At 66.7% G+C, this 21,297-nt stretch carries 18 protein-coding genes; 11 read left to right on the top strand and 7 right to left on the bottom strand.

Annotated features, from left to right (window positions below; all coding sequences use genetic code 11):
• Positions 1-37: 37 nt before the first annotated feature.
• From HF203_RS07265 to HF203_RS07255, 3 genes are all read left to right on the top strand, one after another.
• On the top strand, positions 38-1,180 hold the full coding sequence (locus tag HF203_RS07265) for an alpha-hydroxy acid oxidase (protein ID WP_168668124.1): 1,143 nt from the start codon (positions 38-40) through the stop codon (positions 1,178-1,180).
• 105 nt (positions 1,181-1,285) lie between these two features.
• Positions 1,286-4,648: a hybrid sensor histidine kinase/response regulator gene (locus HF203_RS07260; protein WP_168668122.1), complete on the top strand. Its 3,363-nt coding sequence runs from the start codon at positions 1,286-1,288 to the stop codon at positions 4,646-4,648.
• 73 nt (positions 4,649-4,721) lie between these two features.
• A complete protein-coding gene (locus tag HF203_RS07255; RefSeq protein ID WP_168668120.1) occupies positions 4,722-5,924 on the top strand; it encodes a response regulator in 1,203 nt (400 codons plus the stop codon).
• Here the strand turns inward: HF203_RS07255 and HF203_RS07250 are convergent.
• The 7 genes from HF203_RS07250 to hslV all read right to left on the bottom strand — a co-directional run bounded on the left by HF203_RS07250 (position 5,921) and on the right by hslV (position 12,388).
• Positions 5,921-6,673, bottom strand: a complete 753-nt coding sequence (locus HF203_RS07250; RefSeq protein ID WP_168668118.1) for a class I SAM-dependent methyltransferase — start codon at positions 6,671-6,673, stop codon at positions 5,921-5,923. The two genes, HF203_RS07255 and HF203_RS07250, sit on opposite strands and share 4 nt — an antisense overlap.
• 119 nt (positions 6,674-6,792) lie before the next feature.
• Positions 6,793-8,442 carry a ubiquinone biosynthesis regulatory protein kinase UbiB gene (gene ubiB, locus HF203_RS07245; protein WP_168668116.1) on the bottom strand — a complete coding sequence of 550 codons (1,650 nt, stop codon included), beginning with the start codon at positions 8,440-8,442 and terminating at the stop codon, positions 6,793-6,795.
• Positions 8,439-9,080 carry an SCP2 sterol-binding domain-containing protein gene (locus tag HF203_RS07240; protein ID WP_168668114.1) on the bottom strand — a complete coding sequence of 214 codons (642 nt, stop codon included), beginning with the start codon at positions 9,078-9,080 and terminating at the stop codon, positions 8,439-8,441. The genes ubiB and HF203_RS07240 overlap by 4 nt, the downstream gene beginning before the upstream one ends.
• Complete coding sequence (gene ubiE, locus HF203_RS07235; protein WP_168668112.1) at positions 9,077-9,826, bottom strand: bifunctional demethylmenaquinone methyltransferase/2-methoxy-6-polyprenyl-1,4-benzoquinol methylase UbiE; 750 nt, start codon at positions 9,824-9,826, stop codon at positions 9,077-9,079. Before ubiE ends, HF203_RS07240 begins: the two co-directional genes overlap by 4 nt.
• Positions 9,827-9,954: 128 nt before the next feature.
• A complete protein-coding gene (locus HF203_RS07230) occupies positions 9,955-10,317 on the bottom strand; it encodes a gamma-butyrobetaine hydroxylase family protein (protein ID WP_168668110.1) in 363 nt (120 codons plus the stop codon).
• A gap of 46 nt (positions 10,318-10,363) precedes the next feature.
• Positions 10,364-11,698, bottom strand: a complete 1,335-nt coding sequence (gene hslU / locus HF203_RS07225) for an ATP-dependent protease ATPase subunit HslU (RefSeq protein ID WP_168668108.1) — start codon at positions 11,696-11,698, stop codon at positions 10,364-10,366.
• A gap of 144 nt (positions 11,699-11,842) precedes the next feature.
• Positions 11,843-12,388 (bottom strand): ATP-dependent protease subunit HslV, encoded by a 546-nt coding sequence (hslV, locus tag HF203_RS07220; RefSeq protein ID WP_168668106.1) that lies wholly within the window; start codon positions 12,386-12,388, stop codon positions 11,843-11,845.
• A gap of 347 nt (positions 12,389-12,735) precedes the next feature.
• On the opposite strand from hslV, the gene HF203_RS07215 reads away from it, so the two are divergent.
• The 8 genes from HF203_RS07215 to HF203_RS07180 all read left to right on the top strand — a co-directional run bounded on the left by HF203_RS07215 (position 12,736) and on the right by HF203_RS07180 (position 21,274).
• Entirely contained in the window at positions 12,736-13,959 is a 1,224-nt protein-coding gene (locus tag HF203_RS07215) for a quaternary amine ABC transporter ATP-binding protein (protein ID WP_168668104.1), read from the top strand.
• Entirely contained in the window at positions 13,956-14,801 is an 846-nt protein-coding gene (locus HF203_RS07210) for an ABC transporter permease (protein ID WP_168668102.1), read from the top strand. Before HF203_RS07215 ends, HF203_RS07210 begins: the two co-directional genes overlap by 4 nt.
• Before the next feature lie 109 nt (positions 14,802-14,910).
• Positions 14,911-15,756 carry a glycine betaine ABC transporter substrate-binding protein gene (locus tag HF203_RS07205; protein WP_168668100.1) on the top strand — a complete coding sequence of 282 codons (846 nt, stop codon included), beginning with the start codon at positions 14,911-14,913 and terminating at the stop codon, positions 15,754-15,756.
• A 176-nt stretch (positions 15,757-15,932) separates the two neighbouring features.
• Positions 15,933-17,210: a hypothetical protein gene (locus HF203_RS07200; protein ID WP_425483204.1), complete on the top strand. Its 1,278-nt coding sequence runs from the start codon at positions 15,933-15,935 to the stop codon at positions 17,208-17,210.
• A 157-nt stretch (positions 17,211-17,367) separates the two neighbouring features.
• On the top strand, positions 17,368-18,225 hold the full coding sequence (locus HF203_RS07195; RefSeq protein WP_168668096.1) for a glycine betaine ABC transporter substrate-binding protein: 858 nt from the start codon (positions 17,368-17,370) through the stop codon (positions 18,223-18,225).
• A gap of 52 nt (positions 18,226-18,277) precedes the next feature.
• Positions 18,278-19,129, top strand: coding sequence for a glycine betaine ABC transporter substrate-binding protein (locus HF203_RS07190; protein ID WP_168668094.1), 852 nt, complete (start codon positions 18,278-18,280; stop codon positions 19,127-19,129).
• A gap of 55 nt (positions 19,130-19,184) precedes the next feature.
• Positions 19,185-20,030: a glycine betaine ABC transporter substrate-binding protein gene (locus HF203_RS07185; protein WP_168668092.1), complete on the top strand. Its 846-nt coding sequence runs from the start codon at positions 19,185-19,187 to the stop codon at positions 20,028-20,030.
• A 128-nt stretch (positions 20,031-20,158) separates the two neighbouring features.
• Positions 20,159-21,274 (top strand): glycosyltransferase, encoded by a 1,116-nt coding sequence (locus HF203_RS07180; protein ID WP_168668090.1) that lies wholly within the window; start codon positions 20,159-20,161, stop codon positions 21,272-21,274.
• The last annotated feature ends 23 nt before the right edge of the window (positions 21,275-21,297 follow it).

Here is a 21,297-nt window from a genome sequence, read left to right as displayed (position 1 = left end):
TAGTCTGGGGGTTTCAATCCACCCGGGACCTCACCCCATGTCCGTGATCTGCGAGCTCACCGACCTGCAGCGCCTCTACCATCGTCGTGTCCCTCGGATGTTCCAGGGTTACTGCGAATCGGGTTCCTGGACCCAGCAGACGCTCGCGCTCAACCGCGCCGATTTCCAGCGCATCCTCTTTCGCCAGCGAGTGGCGCGCGATCTCGAACCGCGCACCCTGGCCACCACCCTGGTCGGCCAGCCAGTACGGATGCCCGTGGCCCTGGCCCCGGTGGGGCTGCTCGGCATGCAGCACCCCGACGGCGAGATCAAGGCCGCCCAGGCCGCCGAGGCGTTCGGCGTGCCCTTCACCCTCTCGACCATGAGCATCTGTTCGATCGAGACGGTCGCACGCCACACCACCAAGCCGTTCTGGTTCCAGCTCTACGTCCAGCGCGATCGCGACTTCACCCGCAAGCTGATCGAGCGCGCGCGCGCGGTCGGCTGCTCAGCGCTGGTGCTCACCCTCGACCTGCAGATGATCGGCAAACGCCACGCCGATCACCGCAACGGCATGACCGCGCCGCCGCGCCTGACCCTGCCCAACCTCATCGACATCGCCCGGCGCCCGCGCTGGGCGCTGGGCATGCTCGCCACCCGCAATCGTGGCTTCGGCAACATCCAGGGCTGCGCTACCGGGGTCGAGGACATGCATGACCTGATGCAATGGACCGCCGCCTCCTTCGATCCCAAGCTCGGCTGGGACGACGTCAAGCGCTATCGCGAGTGGTGGGACGGGCCACTGATCATCAAGGGGATCATGGAGGCCGAGGACGCGCGCGCCTGCGCCGCGCTCGGCGCCGACGCCGTCGTCGTCTCCAACCACGGCGGGCGCCAGCTCGACGGCGCGCGCTCCTCGATCAGCGTGCTGCCGGAGATCGTCGAGGCCGTCGGCGGGGACCTCGAGGTCTGGCTCGACAGCGGCGTGCGCACCGGCCAGGATGTCATCCGCGCCCGCGCACTCGGTGCGCGCGGGGTGATGGTCGGGCGACCACTGGTCTATGGACTCGGCGCCAATGGTCGTGCTGGGGTCACCCGCATGCTCGAGATCCTCCACGAGGAGACCGAGCTGACCATGGCCTTCATCGGCCATCGCGACATCGCCGAGATCGGCCCCGCCGACATCGTCATGCACGCCTGAACCGGGGCCGTCAACAGCGCCGACCATGTCGGTCGGCGCGGGGTCGCAAAACCCGGCGTCATCGGCTAGTTTCAACGACATCCTGTGCCGTGACACGGAGTCGCCATGACCGAGTCCGCCGCAACCGCGAGACCCCGCACCTCTTGGACACTGGCGATCATGGCGGCGGCGGCCTTCTCGTTCGGTACCTATTGGTACGCCCAGATCCAGTCCGGACGCACCTTCTTCACCGCCTTCGTCTCCCAACAGCAGGCCCAGCTCTCACTCAAGGCCACGGTCTTCGATCAGGAGATCGGTCACCTCAAGCGCATGACCGAGTTCCTCGCCTCGGTCCCGCCGGTATCGGGGATCGGGCGGGTGCTGCTCCACGGCGGGATCGACCCGGTCAACGGCGAAACCTTCGCGGTGTGGAAAAATCGGCTCGACCAGATCTATCTCGGTTTCCTCAGGGCCGAACCGCGGGTCTTCCAGGCACGCTTCATCGGCGTTGCTGACAACGGGCTCGAGCTGATCCGGGTCGAGCGCGATGCCGAAGGCGAACCACGAATTCCGCCCAGCAGCGCCTTCCAACGCAAGGGGGAACGCCCGTACTTCATCGAGGCACTCGCCGCCACGGCCGGCAGCCTGGTGGTCTCGGCGATCGAGCTCAACCGCGAACACGGCAAGATCGAGCGGCCCCACCGACCAACGGTCCGGGTCTCGACCCCGGTGGCCAATGCACGCGGTGAGACCTTCGCCGTCGTCGTGGTCAATTACGAGTTCGCCGCCCTGCTCGATGAACTCAGCCGCAGCGACAGCGCCACCGATTACTTCCTGACCGATGGTCAGGGACATTATTTACTCCATCCCTCCGCAGCGGCTTTCGAGCACGAATTTGCACAGTACGCGACCACCACATGGCAGGACGATTTCACCCGTCTGTCGCCGGCCAACCACCCCGCCGGGTTCGAGGGTGCCCGACTGGTACGCGAGCACGCCACCGGGGACACCTTCATCGTCGACTCGCGCCGGCTCTACAGCCTCGGTGACGGCAAACCGCTGACCCTGCACGCGACCTATCCGCTCGATCAAGCACTGGCAGAGGTTCAGGGTCGTGCCTGGGCCAATTTCCTGATGGTCAACGCCACCGCCTATCTGCTGATCGCGATCATCGCCTGGCTCTCGTCGCGGATGGCCGCGCTACAGCGCGAGACGCAGCTGCAGCGTGCGCTCAACGCGTCGATGGAGGAGGCGCGCGACGCGGCTGAACAGGCCAACGCCGCCAAGTCCCAGTTCCTTGCCAACATGAGTCATGAGATCCGCACCCCGCTGAATGCCGTACTCGGACTCGCTCACCTGCTCGGGCTCGGATCACTGGACACGGAGCAGCGCGACTGTGTCACCAAGATCCAAGCGGCCGGTAAGGCATTGCTCGGGATCGTCAACGACATCCTCGACCTGTCGAAGATCGAGGCCGGCGAACTGGTCCTCGAACAGATCCCGTTCAGCGTCGGCAACCTCTGCCGGGAGTCGCTGCGTATCGTCTCCGAGCAGGCCCGGGAGAAGGGGCTGGCAGTGGACCTGAACATTGCCACTGAGGTCCCGGACATCCTCGTCGGCGATGCCACCCGGCTGCGCCAGATCCTGCTCAACCTACTGACCAACGCGGTCAAGTTCACCAGCAGCGGCGGCATCACCCTGCGAGCGACGGCGACGGCCGTCGAGGACGACACTCGCACCCTGCTCCGCCTGGAGGTCGAGGACACCGGGGTCGGCATCCCGACAGCGACGCAGCAACGCCTGTTCGCCCCCTTCGTCCAGGCCGACGACTCCACCACCCGTCGCTTCGGCGGCACCGGGCTGGGCCTGGCCATCGTCCGCCAGATCATCGAACAGATGGGCGGCGAGGTCTCGGTCGAGAGCACCGAGGGCAGCGGCAGCATCTTCCGCATCGAGGTCGCGCTCGAACAGCCCGACGACCAGCAGCTCGGCGGTCTCGACCACGGCATGCCGCGGTTGGAGATCGTGATCGCCGAGGACGACGCCAAACAACGCGCGGCGCTGATCGCGATGGCACACTCGCTCGGCTGGCAGGCCGAGGGCGTGGCCGACGGCCGGGCGTTGATCGAACAGGTACTCGAGCGTAACCGCTCCTCGCGCCCGGTCGACTGCCTCATCGTCGACTGGCGCATGCCCGGCATCGATGGTCTGGCGGCGCTAGAGCAACTGCACGACCAGCTCGGCGCCGGACGGCTCCCGGCGACCATTCTGCTCACTGCCGAGGATATCGCCGCACTCGATACCACCGCCCTGGCCCACCGTCCCGACAGCATCCTGGTCAAACCGGTCGACAGCTCGACACTCTTCAACCAGGTCAACTCGGCAGTGGTCAAGCACACCGACCAGCATCAACGACTGCTGGAAGGTACCGAACTCGGTGCCCGCCACATCCAGTGGTTGCCCGACACCAAGCTGCTGCTGATCGACGACAGCGCGCTCAACCTCGACGTCGCCCGCCGGCTCCTCGAACGTCAGGGCGCGACGGTGGAGACCTGCGGCAACGGACAGGAGGCGCTCGCTCGACTCGGCCAGCCGGGGCGAGAATTCGATGCCGTACTACTCGATGTCCAGATGCCGCTCATGGACGGCATCGCCACGGTCCAGGCGATCCGTAGCGAGTTGGGCCTGGCGCAATTGCCGGTCATCGCCCTGACCGCCGGGGCGCTCTCCAGCGAGCGCCAGCGTGCGCTCGCTGCGGGGATGAACGACTACCTCACCAAGCCCTTCGAACCGGACCAGATGGTGCGTATCCTGCGCCGTCATATCGAGCGGGCGCGAGGGGCCGCGCTGCCCGTGGCCGAGACCCAAGACCAGCCCCCACCGCGTCCGCAGTGGCCGGCGATCCCAGGGCTGCAGATGCGCGACGCCGAGCGGCGACTCGATGGTGACTGGGCGCTGTTCCAGTCGAGTGGCCGCAACCTGCTCCAGGACTTCGCCGACCTCCAGGAGGCATCACCACCACCGCCTAACGCGCACGCCGCCCTCGCCGACCGACTCCACCGGCTTGCCGGCAGCGCCGGACTGATCGGCGCCGAGGCGATACGCCAGCAGGCCAAATCGATCGAGCACCAACTCCGGCAACCCGCCCCGCCCGATCTCACCGAGCAGCTGTCTCGACTTGCCCAGGCCCTTCGGAATCTGCAGACCGACCTCCATCCTCACCTGCGGAGCCCGTCGAGGCACACACCGCCGGATGCCGACGACGACCGACAACACCAGGCGCTCGATGCCGCGACACTGGAGCCTCTACGACAAGACCTCGTCGCCCACCGACTTACCGCGGTGACCACCTTCGAGGCACTCGCCCCACGACTCGAGACCGCCTTCGGCGCCACCGACCTCATCGCCCTGGACACCGCGATACGAGGGCTACGCTTCGACCAGGCGCTCGACATCATCACCGCATGGCGCACCTCCCTGGACGACTGAGCGCCCATACCGACGACCTGGCCGTCAGGGAGGGGCGACCTGGCCGGGCTGCGACCGACACGAGGGCTAGCGTGTGAAGACCATCCTGATCGTCGATGACGCACCGGATAACATCCTGGTACTCGGCAAACGGCTGATGCAGGGCTTCGAGGTCCTGGCGGCGACCTCCGGCGAGGAGGCGCTACGCCTCGCCCATGCCCGCCGGCCGGCGCTGATCCTGCTCGACGTGAAGATGCCGGGGATGGACGGCTACGAGGTCCTGGCGCGGCTCAAGCAGGACCCGGCCACCCACACCATCCCAGTGATCTTCGTCACCGCCGCCAACACCGCCGAGAGCGAGACCGACGCCCTGCGCAGCGGTGCGGCCGACTTCATCCACAAGCCCGTCAACCTCGACGTGCTCGAATCTCGTGTCTCGCTCCAGCTCGCGCTCAAGGAGCAGGAGCAGGCACTACTTGCGCTCAACGAATCGCTCGAACGCAAGGTCACCGAACGCACCCGCGAGCTGCAGCGGGCCAAGGAGGTGGCAGAGGCGGCCAACAGCGCCAAGACCAACTTCCTCCACAACATGTCACACGAGATGCGCACCCCGGTACATCAGATCATCGGCCTGCTGCAGCTCATCCAGGGTCAGCCCGATAGCCCCAAGCGCGACACCTGGATCGACCAGGTCGTCGACTCGGCACACCGCCTGACCGCAATGTTCGAGGCGGTGCTGCGGGTCAGCGACCTCGATGCCAAGATGCTCGCCAGCAACCCCGAGCCGATCGACCTCGCGACCTTGGTCGACGAGGTCGTCGCCCCCCTACGAGCGCGGGCGCACGCCAAGGGATTGGCGATCGGCACCCAGGTGGAGGCGCAGCCCGAGGCGCTGTACGGTGACGCCGACTGGATCCGCCACGCCCTGCACTGCTATCTCGACAATGCCATCAAGTTCACCGAACAGGGCCACATCGAGATCGCGGTGAACGTCGAGGAATGTACCGCCGAGACCGCTCGAATCGGCTTCACCGTCACCGACACCGGCATCGGTTTCGGCCCCGAGGTCCGGGCACGGCTGTTCAACCTGTTCGAACAGGCCGACAACTCGATCAGCCGGCGTCACGAGGGCTCGGGGCTCGGGTTGGTTACCGTGAAGAAGGTCGCCGAGCGCTTCGGTGGGACGGCCGGCTGCAGTAGCGAGCCGGGCTCGGGCAGCGTGTTCTGGTTCAGTGTCCAGTTGGGACGAGGGCGACCGGCACCACACCCCGCCGATCACGGACACCGGGACGCTTAGCGGGCGACGAAGGTGAAGATCCCCGCCTGCGCGCTCGGACGGACGCCGCGACGGTAATCGGCGGCGATCTCGATCTCCTCGAACCCGGCCTCACGCAACGCCAGCTCGAACTCCAGCACCCCCCAGAAGCGCAGCGCGAACAGGTCGATCTCGGTGGCGACGAGTGCGCCATCGCGCCACAACTCATAGCGGAGCTGGGAGCAGGTCGTCTGACACACGGGATCGGACTCGACCCGCTGCTCGGTCAGGGTGAGCAGGTCCGCGCCATCGTGCCAATGACGCGCCGCCCCGGGTGGCGCGCTCAGCGCCGAGAGCGGTTCGAGATCGAGGATCAGCCGCCCTCCCGGGCGCAACGCAGCACGGAAACGGCGCAACACCGCCCGCGCCCGCCCGGGATCGGTGATCAGCTGGAAGGAGCCGGCGGGGATGATGATGGCAGCGAACGCCAGGGCCTGGGAAAACGTCTCGAAGCCTTGCTGCTCGAGTGAGGCGGAGAGACCACGCCTCGCGCACGCCGCACGGCAGTAGGTCAGCATCTCCTCCGAGGCATCGAAACCCCGGACATCGAGCCCACGCTCCAGCAGTGGGATCAGCACCCGACCGTTGCCGACGGCGGGCTCGAGTACCGGCCCCGGACACTCGGCCAGACGCTCGGCATAGTATTCGATGTCACCGAAGGAACGCCCGATGGGCTTGTCGAGGTGATAGACCCGGGAGGCCAGGGGCCCGTAACGGTTGGTCTCGGACATGGGGTGAGGGTCGATCCTGCACACGGCGGCGGCACACCGGGCCGCCTGGGGATGATCAGTGAACGGACGACGCGACCCACGGCGTGGCGCCCCGTCGTCCGTCGCCGCGAGGCGGGCGGTCAGCCCTGACGCGCGGCGCTCGCGAACAGCCAGATCCCGGAGAGATAGCACAGCGCCACCAACGCCACACCAACCCCCTCCTGCAACCAGTGGCCGGGACCGAGCAACAGCACCAGGGTACCGCAGACGAGCACCGTGGCGCCGCCGATGGCGCGGATGGCGTTGCCACTGGTACGGGCCTGACGCGCGCGCTCGGCATTGATCACGTGGCTCGACTCGGCCAGACGCAAGCGGCGGTCGTAGCTGCTGAGGATGCGATAGGCCATCAGCGGCAACTCCGGGGTCTGGTCGGCGATCGAGAGCACGTTACGCTTGGTGCGCTCAGCCAGCCCGGCGACCCCGACACGCTCCTTCATCCAGCGCTCCATGTAGGGCTTGGCGGTGGTCCAGAGATCGAGTTCGGGATAGAGCTGGCGCCCCAGCCCCTCGATGTTGAGCAGGGTCTTCTCCAACAGCACCAGCTGCGGCTGGATCTCCATGTTGAAGCGCCGCGCGGTCTGGAACAAGCGCACCAGGAAGTGCCCGAAGGAGATCTCGGCCAGCGGCTTCTCGAAGATCGGCTCGCTGACGGTGCGGATCGCCGACTCGAACTCGTCGACCCGGGTCCCCGGCGGCACCCAACCCGACTCGACGTGCAGCTCGGCCACCCGCCGGTAGTCGCGCTCGAAGAAGGCGAGCAGATTCTCGGCGAGATAGCGCTGATCCTCGGTGGTGAGGGTGCCGACGATGCCGAAGTCGATGGAGATGTAGCGTCCCGAGGGCTCGACGAAGATGTTGCCCGGGTGCATATCGGCGTGGAAGAAGTTGTCGCGGAACACCTGGGTGAAGAAGATTTCCACCCCGCGCTCGCCGAGCTGCTTCATGCTCACGCCCTGGGCCTTGATCTCCTCGACGTTGCTCACCGGGATGCCGTAGACGCGCTCCATCACCATCACGTTGGAACGGGTCCAGTCCCAGAACACCTCGGGGATGTAGAGCATCTCGCTGCCCTGCCAGTGACGGCGCAGGTGCGAGGCGTTGGCCGCTTCACGCTGCAGATCGAGCTCGTCGTAGATGGTCTTCTCGTACTCACGAACCACCTCGATCGGGCGCAGCCGCCGGCCATCGGCCCAATAGCGCTCGGCGAGCTGGGCAATGGTGTACATCAGCCCGAGATCCTGGCGGATGGTGCGGTCGATCCCCGGGCGCAAGACCTTGACCACCACCTCGCGTCCATCCTTGAGGCGTGCGGTATGGACCTGGGCAATGGAGGCCGAGGCCAGCGGCTCAGGGTCGAACTGGTCAAGCACCTCCTCGATCGGGCGGCCCCAGGCGCGTTCGATCATCGCCCGCGCCTGATCGCCACCGAAGGGCGGCACTCGGTCCTGGAGCTTGGCCAGCTCCACGGCCAGATCGTCGGGCAGCAGATCGCGCCGAGTGGAGAGCAATTGGCCGAACTTGACGAAGATCGGTCCCAGGTCCTCGAGGGTCTGGCGCACCCGTGCCGGATAGGGCGGCAACTCGCCGCGCAGCCAGTACCAGGGGGTGAGATAGATCAACCAGCGCAGCGGGCGCAGCAGATGGGTGGCGAGGATGACCTCGTCGAGCCCATTGCGCAGCAGCACCCAGTTGATGCGAAAGAGGCGTAACGCCTGACGGGGTCCGATCATTGTTTGGTGCCGAGATCCGCTGCCTGGGTGGTGAGCCGCTCGAGACGGGCGGCGAGCCGCTCGACGTCGTCACGCAGGGTGTCGACCTGCGCGAGGAAGGCCTCGACCTCGTAGCGGGTCGGCAACAGCCGCCGCTCCTCCTGCAGGTACTCCTTGAGGTTGACGCTCATCGCCTCGGAGGTGCGCTCGCCCCAGTCGGCGGTGGCACGCGCACGCGCGCCGAGCTGGTGGGCGAAGGGATCGCCGAGGACGCGGGCGAGCTGCTCTTCCCAATCGACGTCGAGATGCGCCAGCGCCTGACTGAAGGACTGTGCCAAGGCGGTGTCACCCTCGATCTCGACCTCGCCGGAGACGAGCTGCGCGGCCTTGCGCTCGGCCATCCCCATCCGCGCCAACCCCAGCGGGGTGCCACGGATCAGGCAATCGGGCTCGGCGTCGTAGAGCCCGAACAACTGCAGCCCACGCAGCCCCGGCAGCACCGTCACCCGGGTGCCGAAGCCCTTGACCTCGATGGCGATGATCCGCCCCTCGAGCGCCGCGAACCCGGCCTGACCCTCGGGGTCGAGGGCGATGTAGCGGTTGAGCGCCTGCTCGAGCACGGCGAGCAGGGCGTCGGGAATCTGGATGCCTTCGCTCACAACTTGTATCCCCGGTGGATCGCGACGATGCCACCGCTGTGGTTGAAGTATTCGCAACGCTCGAACCCGGCCGTCTCCATCATCCCGCGCAGCGTCTCCTGATCCGGGTGCATGCGGATCGACTCGGCGAGATAGCGATAGCTACCCGGGTCGTTGGTCACCAGCTTGCCGAGGGTCGGCAGCACGGTGAAGGAGTAGAGATCGTAGGCACGACCCAGCGGCTTGGTCAGCGGGTGAGAGAACTCGAGCACCAGCGCTCGACCGCCCGGACGCAGCACCCGCTGCATCTCACCGAGCGCCTTCTGCTTGTCGGTGACGTTGCGCAGCCCGAAACCGATGGTGATGCAATCGAAGTAGTCATCAGGGAAGGGGATCTGCTCGGCGTTGATCAGCGAGTACTGGATGTTGCCAACACGCCCGCGATCGAGCATCCGCTTGCGCCCCTCACCGAGCATCGCGGCATTGATGTCGGACATCACCACCTGCCCCTCGGGGCCGACGATGGCGGCGAAGCGATCGGCCAGATCGCCGGTGCCCGAGGCGAGGTCGAGCACGCGTTGGCCGCGCCGCACGCCGGCCAGCTCGATGGTGTGGCGCTTCCACAGCCGATGGATGCCGAGCGACATCAGGTCGTTCATCAGGTCGTAGCGGGTGGCGACCGAGTCGAAGACCTCGCGCACGCGCGCGGCCTTCTCCTCGATCGGCACCTGCTGATAGCCGAAATGGGTGGTCTTCTGGTCGGACATAGTGTGTCCCTGCTGTCGAATCGGCGGCTAGTTTACACCAAAGGCCGGCGCCGATCGGGGCCCCCGGGCCGCTGCCGGAGGGCACTCCGGGCGGCCCGGGGACCGCCGGCGCGCGGCCGTCATATCAGTCAGTTCGAATGGTCCTGGTGGACATGTCCGGACTGGGCGAGTTCGTCGAGATAGGTCTGCCAGCGCTCGGTCTGCTCGGCGCCGAGCTGGTAGAGATAGTCCCAGGAGTAGATCCCGGTGTTGTGCTCGTCATCGAAGTGCAGACAGACGGCATAGTTACCGATCGGCTCGATATGGTCGATGCCGACGTCCTCCTTACCGACGACGAGGATACGCTCCTCGGGGCTGTGCCCCTGCACCTCGGCCGAGGGCGAGTAGACGCGCAGATACTCACACGGCAGCGCAAAGCGCGCGCCGTCGTCGAAGCTCACCTCGAGCACGCGCGACTGACGGTGGAGATTGAGTTCGGTGGGTACGGGCATGGCTGGGCCTCCAGGGCCGGGCGCCCGAGGCGCCCGGCACGATCGATCACAGGATATAGCGCGACAGGTCCTCGTCCTCGGCCAGCCCCGACAGGTTGCTGTCGACATAGGCGGCGGTGACCTCGACGGTGACACGGTCGAGTTCGGAGGCGTTGAAGGAGACATCCTCGAGTAGGCGTTCGAGTACCGTGTGCAAGCGGCGCGCGCCGATATTCTCGGTGCGCTCGTTGACCTGCCAGGCGATCTCGGCGATGCGCCGGATACCGTCCTCGGTGAACTCCAGGTTGACCCCCTCGGTGGCGAGCAGGGCGCGGTACTGGTCGGTGAGTGAGGCGTCGGGCTCGGTGAGGATGCGCACGAAGTCGTCGCTGTCGAGCGCGGTGAGTTCGACCCGGATCGGCAGCCGCCCCTGCAGCTCGGGGATCAGGTCCGAGGGCTTGGCGAGGTGGAAGGCCCCCGAGGCGATGAAGAGGATGTGGTCGGTGCGCACCGCGCCGTACTTGGTCGACACCGTACTGCCCTCGACCAGCGGCAGCAGATCGCGCTGCACGCCCTCGCGCGAGACATCGGCGCCGCTCGCGCCCTCTCCCCGGCGGGTGACCTTGTCGAGTTCGTCGATGAAGACGATGCCGTGCTGCTCGGCGTTGTCGATGGCGCGCAGCTTGAGGTCCTCGTCGTTGACCCGCTTGGCCGCCTCCTCCTCCTCGAGCAGCTTGCGCGCCTCACTGATACGCAGCTTGCGCCGCTTGAGGTGGCCTTGACCGAGGTTCTGGAACAGCCCCTGGAGCTGGTTGGTCATCTCCTCCATCCCTGGCGGGGCCATGATGTCGACCCCGGCCGGGGTGGCGGCGACCTGGATCTCGATCTCGCGCGCGTCGAGGTCGCCGGCCTGGAGCTTGGCGCGCAGCTTCTCGCGGGTGGCCGAGCTCGGCGCCGAGGCGCGACTGTCCTGCTCGAAGTCCGAGGGTGGCGGCAGCAACGCGTCGAGGATACGTTCCTCGGCGGCGACGGCGGCCTGGTCGGCGAGCTTGGCCATCTCCTGCTCACGCGCCATCTTCATGCTGATATCGACCAGATCGCGCACGATCGACTCGACATCACGCCCAACGTAACCAACCTCGGTGAACTTGGTGGCCTCCACCTTGAGGAAGGGGGCATTGGCCAGGCGCGCCAGCCGACGCGCGATCTCGGTCTTACCGACCCCGGTGGGGCCGATCATCAGGATGTTCTTGGGGGTGATCTCCGAGCGCAGCGGCTCCTCGATGCAGGAGCGACGCCAGCGATTGCGCAGCGCGATGGCCACGGCACGCTTGGCCTCGTGCTGACCGACGATGTGCTTGTCGAGCTCGGCGACGATGCGTTGTGGGGTGATTTCCGACATTGAGCCTGTCCATCGGTGGGCCGCCCCCGCGGAGGCGGCACGGAGGGTTGCGCGCAGGGACGGGAGCCGCGGAGACCTCCCGCACGCCCGGGAAAACGGCCATTCTCCGCTCCCCGAACGGGTTGCGCCAGGGCGCCTGGGCGCTCACACCTGGGTGTCGAGTTCCTCGAGCACCAGATTGTGATTGGTATAGATGCAAATATCGGCGGCGATCTGCAAGGCGCGCTCGACGATCTCACGGGCATCGAGGTCGGTGTTCTCGAGCAACGCGCGCGCCGCGGCCTGGGCGAAGGCCCCGCCCGAACCGATCGCCATCAGGTCGTGCTCCGGCTCCATCACGTCGCCGGTCCCGGTGAGCATCAGCGAGGTCTCGGCATCGGCGATGCAGAGCAACGCCTCGAGACGGCGCAGCATGCGATCGGTGCGCCAGTCCTTGGCCATCTCCACCGCGGCACGGGTGAGATGTCCCTGATGCTTCTCGAGCTTGGCCTCGAAGCGCTCGAACAGGGTGAAGGCATCGGCGGTGGCCCCGGCAAAGCCGGCCAGCACCTGGCCATGATAGAGCCGGCGCACCTTGCGCGCGTTGCCCTTCATCACCGTGTTGCCCAGGGAGACCTGTCCGTCACCACCGACCACGACCTTACCGCCGCGTCGGACCGAGAGGATCGTTGTTCCTCGAAAGCTCGTCATGGCCATCCTTCCGCTCGTTCAAAGCCCCCATTCTACGTCACCCGCAGGCCGCTGCCGATCGCCCCGTCCGGAACACACAGCGCTCATGAAATCGGCGCAAAGACCGCCCGTCGAGACTTGGCACGCCGGTTGCGCGTACACGCAACAGTCTGTTAGGGTTAGAAAATGTCTGTTGCCGGAGATCCCCGGCAAGCATCAACCATCGCTCTGACGCCCGCCGGATATCGGTGCCATCGGCACTCCGGTCGGTCAGGGCACGCGCGATCGATACAGCCGTCGCGACCATAAGCCGTGAGACGCCCTCGGGCGTCTCGCACATCACCTATCCTTCAAGGACCATCGGGGCCATGCCCGCAGAACAATCAGTCAAGATCGCCGTGCGCGGTCTCACCAAGATCTTCGGCGATGAGCCGGAGAAGGCCCTGGAGCTACTCGCCCAGGGTGCCGATAAAAAGACCATCCACGAACGGACGAGGCAGACCGTCGGTGTCGCCGATGTCAGTTTCGACGTCTACGAGGGCGAGATCCTGGTCATCATGGGGCTCTCGGGGAGCGGTAAATCGAGCCTGATCCGCTGCCTCAACCGCCTCAACGAACCGACCCGGGGCGAGATCCTGATCGACGGCGAGGACATCGTCGGACTCGACCACCACCAGCTGCTCGAGACCCGCCGACGCAAGTTCGGCATGGTCTTCCAGCACTTCGCCCTGTTCCCCCACCGCACCATCCGCGAGAACGTCGAATACGGCCTCGAGATCCAGGGCGTGGCGCCCGAGGTGCGCGCCGAGAAGGCGCTCACCGCACTGCGCCAGGTCGGTCTCGAAGGCTGGGAAGACTCCCACCCCGACCAGCTCTCCGGCGGAATGCAGCAGCGCGTCGGACTCGCCCGCGCGCTGGCCGTCGATCCCGACGTGCTGTTGATGGACGAGGCCTTCTCCGCACTCGATCCGCTGATCCGTCGCGACATGCAGCAAGAACTCGTCGAGCTGCAGAACCGGCTGAAAAAGACCATCGTCTTCATCACCCACGACCTCGACGAGGCGCTCTATCTCGGCAACCGCATCGTGCTGATGAAGGATGCGCGCATCGAGCAGGTCGGCAGCGGCGAGGAGATCCTCTCCGACCCGGCCACCGCCTACGTCGAACGCTTCGTCGCCGAGGTCGACAAGACCAAGGTGCTGACCGCCGGCGCGGTGATGCACCGACTGCGCTCGGTCGGCTATCTCAGCGACGGTCCGCGGACCGTGCTGCGCAAGATGGACGAACAAAATCTCAACGCCCTGTTCGTGGTCAGCGGCGACTTCAAGCTCCAGGGCATGGTGCGTGACGAGGCGGCGATCGCGGCGGTGCAGCGCGGCGAGCGCTCGATCGAGGCCATCCTCGAGCCGACCGTCGACCCGGTCTCGCCCGACACCCCGGTACGCGACCTGTTCGCGCCCCTGGCCGAGAGCCCGATGCCGACCCCGGTGGTCGACGACGAGGGCAAGCTCAAGGGGCAGGTGGTGCGCGCCTCGTTGCTCCAAGGCCTGGCCGAGAACACCAATAGCGACAGCGTCGAGGAGGCCGCATGATCGAGATCCCACGCCTACCCCTCTCGGACTGGATCGATGCCGGCCTCGACGCCCTCACCGACCAGTTCGCCACCGCCACCAAGGTCGTCTCCGACATCATGGAGACCGGCATCGAGGGCGCAGTCGACGGGCTGATGTGGCTGCCGCCCTGGCTCTCCATCCTGCTGTTCGCAGCGCTGAGCTGGCGCCTCGCCGGGGTCAAGACCGCCATCGGCACCCTGGTCGGCTTTCTGCTGCTGTGGAACCTGGGGCTGTGGGAGCCAACCCTGCAGACCCTGGTGTTGGTGATCATCGCCACCTTGATCGCGGTGCTGATCGGCGCCCCGCTCGGCATCCTCGCCGCGCTCTCGCAGACGGCCTACCGGATCATCTTCCCGGTCCTCGACTTCATGCAGACGATGCCTGCCTTCGTCTACCTGATCCCGGCCATCCCCTTCTTCGGCCTGGGGCCGGTGGCGGCGGTATTCTCCACCGTGATCTTCGCCATGCCACCGGCGATCCGTCTCACCACCCTCGGCATCCGTCAGGTGCCGACGGACCTGGTCGAGGCCGCCGATGCCTTCGGTTCGACACGCTGGCAGAAGCTGCGCAAGGTCCAGCTACCGCTGGCGATCCCGACCATCATGGCCGGCATCAACCAGACCATCATGCTCGCGCTCTCGATGGTGGTGATTGCCGCCATGATCGGCGCCCAGGGCCTCGGCGGCGAGGTCTGGCGCGCGATCCAGCGCAACGAGGCGGGCATGGGCTTTGAGGCCGGCATCGCGGTGGTAATCCTGGCGATGGTGCTCGACCGCCTTACCCAGGGCATCACCCGCGACGTCCGTCAGGCCTCGAGTTGACCTCGGCGCGCGGCACACCTCCACGCCGCGCCCGACCGGCATCCCAGGGACGGGATGTCTCGACACATCCACCGATGTGCCATCAACCCAACCAGAGGAGTCCCGCACCATGAACCGATTCACCCTGACCGCAGCCGCCACGGCGTTGAGCGCGATCGTCACCCCGGCACTGGCCGCCGACAAGGGCGAGGTCGAACTCGCCTATGTCGAGTGGTCGACCGAGATCGCCAGCACCAACGTCGTCAAGGTCGCGCTCGAGGACCTGGGCTATGAGGTCAAGATCACCCCGGTCTCGGCCGCAGCCATGTGGCAGGCAGTGGGAACCGGCGACGTCGACGGGCTGGTCGCCGCCTGGCTGCCCACCACCCACGCACACTATATCGAGAAGGTTGCCGACTCGATCGAGGACCTCGGTCCCAACCTCGAGGGCACCCGCATCGGCCTGGTGGTGCCGAGCTATGTCGAGATCGACTCGATCGCCGAACTCGACGATGCCGCCGCGCGCTTCGACAACGAGATCATCGGCATCGACCCCGGTGCCGGTATCATGAGCAAGACCGAGCTGGCGATCGAGACCTATGGGCTCGACGACATCGAGCTGGTCGAGGGGACTGGCCCGATCATGAGCGCCATGCTCGGCGACGCCATCGACAACGGCGACTGGATCGTTGTCACCGGCTGGACCCCGCACTGGCTCGAAGCCAAGTACGACCTGAAATACCTCGAGGATCCCGAGGGCATCTACGGTGGCGAGGAGAAGATCCACACCGTGGTGCGCAAGGGGCTCAAGGAAGAGATGCCCGAAGTCTATGCGCTTCTCGACAACTTCCACTGGACCCCGGAGCAGATGGCCGAGGTCATGGTGTGGAACCAGGAGAAACGCGCCGATCCCTATGAGAACGCCCGCCGTTGGGTCGAAGAGAACGCCGATATCGTTGAGAGCTGGAAACCGTGATCAAGCACACACATAACAACAACCTGGCCCAGTCGGGCACCCGTACCGCGTTCGCGCTGCTCGCCCTCGGCGGCGCGCTGAGCGCCATGCCGGCCACTGCCGCAACCACTGACGCTGCCGCCCTCGAAGGACGTATCGCCGAGCTGCAGCGCCAGCTCGACGCCGCCCAGCGCGAGCTGGCCGCGGCCCGCGCCGAGACCGCCGCCGCCGAACAGCAGGCCGTCGCGGCCGAGCAACGCCTCGCCACCGCCACGCCCGAGCCGGCCGACCGCAGCATCAAGCTCGGCCCGGTCACCGTCGGCGGCGCGCTGCGCGCCAACTATGTCATCGGCAGCTACGAGGGGCTCGATAACGGCCCCAACCGCGGTGGCAACAGCGGCAACGTCGAGTTCGATACCTTCCGCCTCGAACTCTCGCTCGACTACAACAACTTCATCGGTGAATTCCAGTACCGCTGGTACCCGGCCGGCACCCAGGAGAGCTACAGCTTCCTCCACACCGGCTGGCTCGGCTATCGCTTCGCCGACGACAGCGAGCTCAAGGTCGGTGTCAACCGGGTCCCCTTCGGTCCCGGTCCGGCTGGCGTCTCGCAGAGTTACTTCTACGACCAGCACTATTTCGTCGGTCTGTCCGACGACATGGACCTGGGCGTGAAGTACACCACCGACATCGACAACTGGACGCTCGACCTCGGTTACTACGCCGCCAGCGAGGGCAGTTATTTCGGACGTAGCCTCGACAGCACCCGCTTCAGTTACGATCCGGTGCGTTGGACCAGCACCATCGACGATCAGGGCAACGTCAACAGCAACGGTCCGCACAACGGCTACGAGGAGCGTCACCAGTTCAACCTGCGCGCCATCTACCACCTCACCGACGTCGCCGTCCCCACCGATCTGGGCATGTCGCTGCAGTACGGCCAGCTCAAGGGCCAGCGTGCCGACGACGGTAGCCATTGGGCGGCCTCGGCGCACATGGTCAACCACTACAAGAACTGGACCCTGGCCACCCAGCTGACCCGCTACGAGTACGACATCGATGCCGACAACCCCTGGGGGACCGATACCCTGATCCCGATGGGAGCCTTCGAGTTCGCCTGGCCGGTGGCGAGTAAGGCATGGGTCCCGGCAGTCTCGCTGAGCTACAAGCACGAGACCCCGAACCTGCCTTGGCTCGACTACGTGATCCCCTATGTCGAGTACAGCTCGATCGTCAAGGACGAGAGCGCGTTCAACAACAGCGACCTGCTCGTCGTCGGTGCCGCCTGGGCCAGCGGTGGCTGGTACATCTACAGCGACCTGGCCTACTCCAACGGCAACTACTATGTCGGCAACGATGCCGGTCACGGTCTCCAGGACGACTACAGCAACGTCAGCGGCGTCGGCGACTTCGGCGTCAATGGCAATGACGAGTGGAACTACAGGTTCACCCTGAACCTGGGCTACTACTTCTGATTCTGACCCCGCCCCGAACGGGCGCCGCCACGGCGGCGCTCGTCCCCCGCTCGATGGTCTCATCGACATCCCCGTCCCCCGACCAGCTGGCTCCCCGCGGGGTCTGGCCAGCGCCTGGTGTCGAGGTCTTGTTCAGCATGAAGGATTGACTCGAAACATGGACAAACTCCGTCTCTCTCTTTCCGCGTTCGCCCTGTTCGGGCTCTGCACCCTGTTCACGAGCGGTGTAGCCGCTGGCTCCAAGGGCAAGGTCGAGCTCGTATACGGTGAGTGGACCACGGAGATCGCCAGCACCAATGTCGTCAAGGTGGTGCTCGAGGATCTCGGCTATGACGTCACCATCACCTCGGTGGCCGTCGGCGCCATGTGGCAGGCCCTGGCCGAGGGCGATGTCGATGGCATGGTTGCCGCCTGGCTGCCGACCACCCAGCAGACCTATTTCGAGCGGGTACGCGACCAGGTCGTCGATCTCGGCCCCAACCTCGAGGGCACCCGCATCGGCCTGGTGGTGCCAAGTTATGTCGAGGTCGACACCATCGCCGATCTCCAGGCCCAGGCCGAGCGTTTCGACAACAAGATCGTCGGCATCGAGCCCGGCACCGGCACCATGCGCCGTACCGAGCAGGCGATGGCCGCCTACGGGCTCGACGACATGAAGCTGGTGGAGAGTTCCGGCCCAATCATGACCGCCGTGCTCGGCGACGCCATCAAGCACGGCGACTGGGTAGTGATCACCGGCTGGACCCCGCACTGGATGTTCAACACCTACGATCTGAAATATCTCGCCGACCCCGACAACATCTACGGCGGCAGCGAACGCATCCACTCCATCGCCCGCAAGGGCCTCGCCGAGGACCTGCCCGAGGTCTACGCCGTGCTCGACAACTTCCACTGGACCCCGGCCCAGATGGGCGAGCTGATGGCCTGGAACGAGGAGAAGCACGCCGACCCCTATGACAACGCCCGGCGCTGGGTCGAGACCCACCCCGAGGTCGTCGAACGCTGGCTGCCCTGAGGGCACCGCGACGAATCACACGCAATCCACGTCAAACCAAGAAGGACACCCCATGATCAAAGGCCTCAACCGCAGGATCGCCGGCGCAGCCTTGGCCGCCCTACTGACCACGCCGACCCTCGCCGCCGACAAGGGCGAGATCGAACTCGCCTACGGCGAGTGGGCGACCGAGATCGCGAGCGTCAACGTGGTGCGCGTAGTACTCGAGGACCTCGGCTATGACGTCAAGGCCTCGTCAGTCTCGGTCGCGGCGATGTGGCAGGCGCTCGCCTCGGGCGATGTCGACGCCATGGTCGCCGCCTGGCTACCGACCACCCACCAGGACTATCTCGACCAGGTCGCCGATGCCGTCGTCGACCTCGGTCCCAACCTCGAGGGCACCCGCATCGGCCTGGTGGTACCGAGCTATGTCGAGATCGACTCGATCGCCGAACTCAACGATGCAGCGGCGCGCTTCGACGGCGAGATCATCGGGATCGACCCCAGCGCCGGTCTGATGAAGAAGACCGAACTGGCGATGGAGGCCTACGACATCGACCAGCTCGAGCTAGTCGAGAGCACCGGCGCGATCATGACCGCCGTGCTCGGCGATGCCATTGAGGACGGCGAATGGGTCGTGGTCACCGGCTGGACCCCGCACTGGAAGTTCGCCCGCTACGACCTGAAGTACCTCGAGGACCCGCAGAACATCTTCGGCGGGGCCGAGCGCATCCATACCTTCACCCGGCTCGGGCTCGCCGAGGACATGCCCGAGGCAGTGGCGGTACTCGACAACTTCCACTGGACCCCGGAGCAGATGGCCGAGCTGATGGTCATGAACCAGGACAAACACGCCGACCCCTACGAGAACGCGCGCCGTTGGGTCGAGCAACACCCCGAGGTGGTGGCCGACTGGCTCCCTTGAATCGACCAGGCCACCGCCTCCTCAAACCACCCCAAATGGAGGAGAACGATCCATCATGAGAGGCTTCACCCTCACTGCAGCCGCGGCCATCCTGGCCTCGCTCACCACCCCGTCACTGGCCGCCGACAAGGGCGAGGTCGAACTCGCCTATGTCGAGTGGGCCACCGAGGTGGCCAGCACCAACGTCGTCAAGGTGGTGCTCGAAGACCTGGGCTATGAGGTCGACATCACCCCGGTCTCGGCAGCGGCGATGTGGGAGGCGGTCGCCACCGGCGACGTCGACGGCATCATCTCGGCCTGGCTACCGGTCACCCAGCACCACTACCAGGAGAAGGCCGGTGACGCTGTCATCGACCTCGGCCCCAACATCGAGGGCGCGCGTATCGGTCTGGTGGTGCCGAGCTATGTCGAGGTCGACTCGATCGCCGAGCTCAACAGCGTCGCCGACCGACTCGACAACGAGATCATCGGCATCGACCCCGGTGCCGGGGTGATGAGCAAGACCGAGCAGGCGATCGAGGACTACGCCCTGGACGACATTGAACTGGTCGAGGGCAGCGACCCGATCATGACCGCCGTGCTCGGCGATGCCGTCGAGGATGGCGAGTGGATCGCCGTGACCGGCTGGACGCCGCACTGGATGTTCGCCCGCTATGACCTCAAGTTCCTCGACGACCCCAAGGGCGTCTATGGTGGTGCTGAGGAGATCCGCACCGTGGTGCGCAAGGACCTCGAGGCCGACATGCCCGAGGTCTATACCGTGCTCGACAACTTCTACTGGACCCCGGAGCAGATGGCCGAGCTGATGGCCTGGAACCAGGAGAAGCGAGCCGACCCCTACAAGAACGCACGGCGTTGGGTCGAGCAGCACCCCGAGATCGTCGAGCGCTGGCTCCCCTAAGCCAGTGCTGACCCATCCGGGCCTGCCAACGGCTCGGGTATCATGACCGCCACCCGGGGCATCCGCCCCGGGTGGCGGACCGTTTCGCGCGAGCCGCCCGTCTCCATCCTCAGCCTAGGACTCGCGCTATGCCCCACCCCACGCCCGTGCTCGCGGTATTCGCCTCCTTCTCCGGGAGCGGCGGTGTCGAGCGCATGCTGGTCAACCTCATCCGTGGTCTCGTCGACCGTGGCCAGGCGGTCGAGCTGCTGCTGGTGCGCGCCGAGGGCCCGCACCTGGAGCGCCTCCCGCCCGAGGTCCGACAGATCCACCTCGGCGTCGACCACACCCAACTGGCCATCCCCGCGCTGGCGCGCTATCTGCGCCGCCGCCGCCCCGCGGCCCTGCTCGCGGCCAAGGACCGCGCCGGGCGCGCGGCGGTGATCGCCCGTGCCCTCGCCGGTACCGACACCCGACTGGTGCTGCGGCTCGGCACCCATCTCTCGACCGCCATGGCCGGACGCAGTTGGCTCGCACGCTGGCTACGCTATACCCCGATCCGCGCCCTTTATCCCCGCCTCGACGGCATCGTCGCCGTCTCCGAGGGGGTGGCGGCCGACACTGCACGGATCGCCCGACTCGACCCGACGCGCATCGAGGTGATCCGCAACCCGGTGATCACCCCGGAGCTGGCCGAGCAGGCCAGCGCGCCCTGTCCCCACCCCTGGCTCGACGATGACACCGCCCCGGTGATCCTCGGCGCCGGCCGGCTGCAGCGCCAGAAGGACTTCCCGACCCTGCTGCGGGCCTTCGCCCGAGTCCATGCCGAGCGACCCGAGTGCCGGCTGATGATCCTCGGCGAGGGCGGTGGCCGCGATCGGCTCGAGCGCCTCGCCCACGAGCTGGGGATCGGCGCGGCCGTCGCACTGCCTGGCTTCCAGCACAACCCCTACGCCTTCATCGCCCGCGCCCGGCTGTTCGTGCTCTCCTCGGCCTGGGAGGGCTCGCCCAACGTGCTCACCGAGGCGCTCGCACTCGGCGTGCCGGCGGTGGCCACCGATTGCCCGAGCGGTCCGCGCGAGCTGCTCGACGGTGGCCGCTACGGCCCGCTGGTCGCCGTCGGTGACGACCAGGCGCTGGCGCACGCCATGATCGCGACCCTGGACGCGCCACGGTCGTCGACGACCCTACGCCAGGCGGTCGCGGCCTATCATCAGCAACGCAGTGCCGCTCACTATCTCGAGGTGCTCGGGCTCACCGACTGAGCCACGTCCCCCCGAACCCGCGG

The sequence above is a fragment of the Marichromatium bheemlicum genome (genome assembly GCF_012276755.1).
GTDB classification, from domain to species: domain Bacteria; phylum Pseudomonadota; class Gammaproteobacteria; order Chromatiales; family Chromatiaceae; genus Marichromatium; species Marichromatium bheemlicum.
The sequence above is the reverse complement of the archived record's forward strand: the minus strand, read 5'-3'. Positions and strand labels throughout refer to the sequence as shown.

Coding starts and splice junctions, on each gene's coding strand:
- HF203_RS07265 (WP_168668124.1), top strand. CDS start 38: ATGTCCGTGATCTGCGAGCTCACCGACCTGCAGCGCCTCTACCATCGT.
- HF203_RS07260 (WP_168668122.1), top strand. CDS start 1,286: ATGACCGAGTCCGCCGCAACCGCGAGACCCCGCACCTCTTGGACACTG.
- HF203_RS07250 (WP_168668118.1), bottom strand. CDS start 6,673: ATGTCCGAGACCAACCGTTACGGGCCCCTGGCCTCCCGGGTCTATCAC.
- ubiB (WP_168668116.1), bottom strand. CDS start 8,442: ATGATCGGACCCCGTCAGGCGTTACGCCTCTTTCGCATCAACTGGGTG.
- ubiE (WP_168668112.1), bottom strand. CDS start 9,826: ATGTCCGACCAGAAGACCACCCATTTCGGCTATCAGCAGGTGCCGATC.
- HF203_RS07230 (WP_168668110.1), bottom strand. CDS start 10,317: ATGCCCGTACCCACCGAACTCAATCTCCACCGTCAGTCGCGCGTGCTC.
- hslU (WP_168668108.1), bottom strand. CDS start 11,698: ATGTCGGAAATCACCCCACAACGCATCGTCGCCGAGCTCGACAAGCAC.
- hslV (WP_168668106.1), bottom strand. CDS start 12,388: ATGACGAGCTTTCGAGGAACAACGATCCTCTCGGTCCGACGCGGCGGT.
- HF203_RS07215 (WP_168668104.1), top strand. CDS start 12,736: ATGCCCGCAGAACAATCAGTCAAGATCGCCGTGCGCGGTCTCACCAAG.
- HF203_RS07210 (WP_168668102.1), top strand. CDS start 13,956: ATGATCGAGATCCCACGCCTACCCCTCTCGGACTGGATCGATGCCGGC.
- HF203_RS07205 (WP_168668100.1), top strand. CDS start 14,911: ATGAACCGATTCACCCTGACCGCAGCCGCCACGGCGTTGAGCGCGATC.
- HF203_RS07195 (WP_168668096.1), top strand. CDS start 17,368: ATGGACAAACTCCGTCTCTCTCTTTCCGCGTTCGCCCTGTTCGGGCTC.
- HF203_RS07190 (WP_168668094.1), top strand. CDS start 18,278: ATGATCAAAGGCCTCAACCGCAGGATCGCCGGCGCAGCCTTGGCCGCC.
- HF203_RS07185 (WP_168668092.1), top strand. CDS start 19,185: ATGAGAGGCTTCACCCTCACTGCAGCCGCGGCCATCCTGGCCTCGCTC.
- HF203_RS07180 (WP_168668090.1), top strand. CDS start 20,159: ATGCCCCACCCCACGCCCGTGCTCGCGGTATTCGCCTCCTTCTCCGGG.